This is a genomic window from Vibrio sp. V42_P2S4T144 (genome assembly GCF_009904715.1).
Classification (GTDB): domain Bacteria; phylum Pseudomonadota; class Gammaproteobacteria; order Enterobacterales; family Vibrionaceae; genus Vibrio; species Vibrio alginolyticus.
Map to the genome: position 1 here is coordinate 1 of NZ_WXWS01000676.1, position 2,340 is coordinate 2,340.

The 2,340-nt window shown below is 41.4% G+C and carries 2 protein-coding genes; both read right to left on the minus strand.

The window, feature by feature from the left end:
* Positions 1–1,691: terminase TerL endonuclease subunit (locus tag CAG68_RS21795; RefSeq protein ID WP_161441653.1), on the minus strand; the 1,691-nt coding region annotated here is incomplete at its 3' end.
* A gap of 8 nt (positions 1,692–1,699) precedes the next feature.
* The gene (locus CAG68_RS21800; protein ID WP_161441654.1) at positions 1,700–2,023 is read right to left on the minus strand and encodes a hypothetical protein; all 324 of its coding nucleotides are present in this window, start codon (positions 2,021–2,023) and stop codon (positions 1,700–1,702) included.
* Positions 2,024–2,340 lie beyond the last annotated feature (317 nt).

Here is a 2,340-nt window from a genome sequence, read left to right on the forward strand (position 1 = left end):
CTATCTAAGAACCCATCTAGTGATATATCTTTATTTAGAAGTGCTCGATTTAATGCCATGAATAACGCCATTGCAGGGTCTATTTTCTTATCTGCATGTGCTTTCTTGGGATATAAGTTCTTATCTTCTGCGTTTTTTAAAACGACGTTACCTAGTGCCCAAGTAAGAACGCTATTTCTTGGATTTCTCAAACGACCGCTTAATATCATCGATTCAGTTTCGCTCATTGGCTCTGACATGTTTTTAGATGACTGTGATAATGCAACAACTGAAATACCTTCATCTTGCAGCGTATATTGCAGATTTGTCGAACCGTAGTTATCGAATGCAACTTCTCTTACATTAAACTTTTTAATTAACAGTCGAATGTGGTCGAGAATTGCCTCATCAGAAATGATGTTCCCATCAGTCAACGTTAACCATCCATCAGCAATAAAGCGTTTCAGTAATGCTTTGTATTCTTCAGTTTGTTTTTCAACGCTATCTTCCGGCAGTAAGCTGTACGCTCGTATGTCGTATGTACCATCATCAAGTTTGAATATCGCTGTAATCGATGTGAAATCCCCGACTCGCGCTTTATCGACACCGATGTAACAAGGCTTATCGATTAGTTCATCGTCAGAAACTGATTCTGGACAACGCGCCCACGATTCCATGTTTAGCCATTCAACACTGCTGTTTACCCAAACGTTCAAGTGTTTCGTCTTGAACTCGCTCAGTTTGTACGGCATTTGCTTCGCTTCTTTAGCGATTGAACGTAAATCTTCTATGTCTTTTGAGATACCCAAGGCTGGGTTTGCTTTCCACCACGTAGCCTCATCAAATACGTCGTCGTTTTCATCGATACCGTAGATAAGAACAAAGAATGAATCGTCTTCTATTAGCCCGTTCAACAGCGGCTTCATGTATGAGTCTTCATGTTTCAGGCAGTGCGACGATAAATCTTCTCCAGCAGTGGTGATCGATAAGATCAATGGATTTCTACGCGCCGACATACCAGTAAGCATGATGTCGTATAGCGAACCATTTTTATGAGCGTGATATTCATCGATTACTGCCATTTGGACGTTCAAACCATCCAAAGTCGATGAATCAGACGCGACTGCTTTGTAGAATGAGTTGTCGTCGTGCTGATAGATCATCTGATTGTTAGAACCGAATATCTTCTTCAGTAACGGTGACATCGCTACCATCGTTTTCGCAGAGTTCCAACACATCTTTGCTTGATCGCGAGTGGTTGCTGCTGAGAATACTTGAGCACCCTGCTCTATGATTGTCTCGTATAATGCTATACCACCACTAAGTGTTGATTTTGCTGACTTTCGAGGTACAGATACGTGTGCTTTTCTAAATCTTCTGAATGGTTTCGGATCATCGTTTCGATATTCCCAGAACCCATAGATGTTGATTACAACGAACGCATGGAATGGCATTAGTTCTAGTCGCTTGCCTTGCCACTGACCATCGACTAGCGGCAACATTGACAAGAACATAAGTGCTTTGATTGCTTGTTCTTTGTCCCAGAACAAACGTTCGTTTTCATCTTCACAACGCTTTAAGTCGTTTTTAAAGCGTTGAATTGCGTTGAATACGAGTTTCGAACTAGGACGACTACCTGAATAAATTTCTTCGACGTACTCGAATGCACGTTCATACGCTTCTTCAGCGATTTCTCTTAGTCGTTCTTGCATTCAAACTCCTAACTCAAGAAATCGAGAATATCGGTGTTGTCAGCAGCGCCGATGTTGTCTGCTTCGGCTGATAGTTTTTTCGCTTCAGCAGCGATTTTCTTCAGACGCTCTTTACCGATTGCAGATTTGCCTTGTGCGTCTTCGATTAGTCGTATTTCTGCTTTGATCTCTTTGTAAACGGTGAATAACGGGTTAAGTTTTTTAACCATGTCGCCTTGTGTTGATAGCGTTTCGTATGATTCACCCTCTTCGGTGAGTTGTTCAGACACACGTTCAAGTCGTTCATATAACTCTTTCAAACGACCAGCGGGTGTTCTTGGATGTTTCTTCATTTTGCTCTCCTAATATCATGTATTTAGAAGAGCCAGATTCAGGTTCAGTCAGTGATATCGAATGGCTATCGCGTCGTATTCATGTGCGGAAAAAAATAATTCTGAAAATTCCTGTGCGCTGTCAGCGGGACTAGGGTTGTGTTCTCAGTCAGGTGTATCTGAGACAAAACCACCCCCCTTCGAAATAGACAGTCGTGAATGAGTAAGAAGTGAATAGAGATTGCATAAAGATGTGGTTCACAAGTCATAGTGTGTATTCGACTTGATCATGAGTTGAATTAAAAAATGTCACGGTCTAATAATATTTCTAGCTGTTT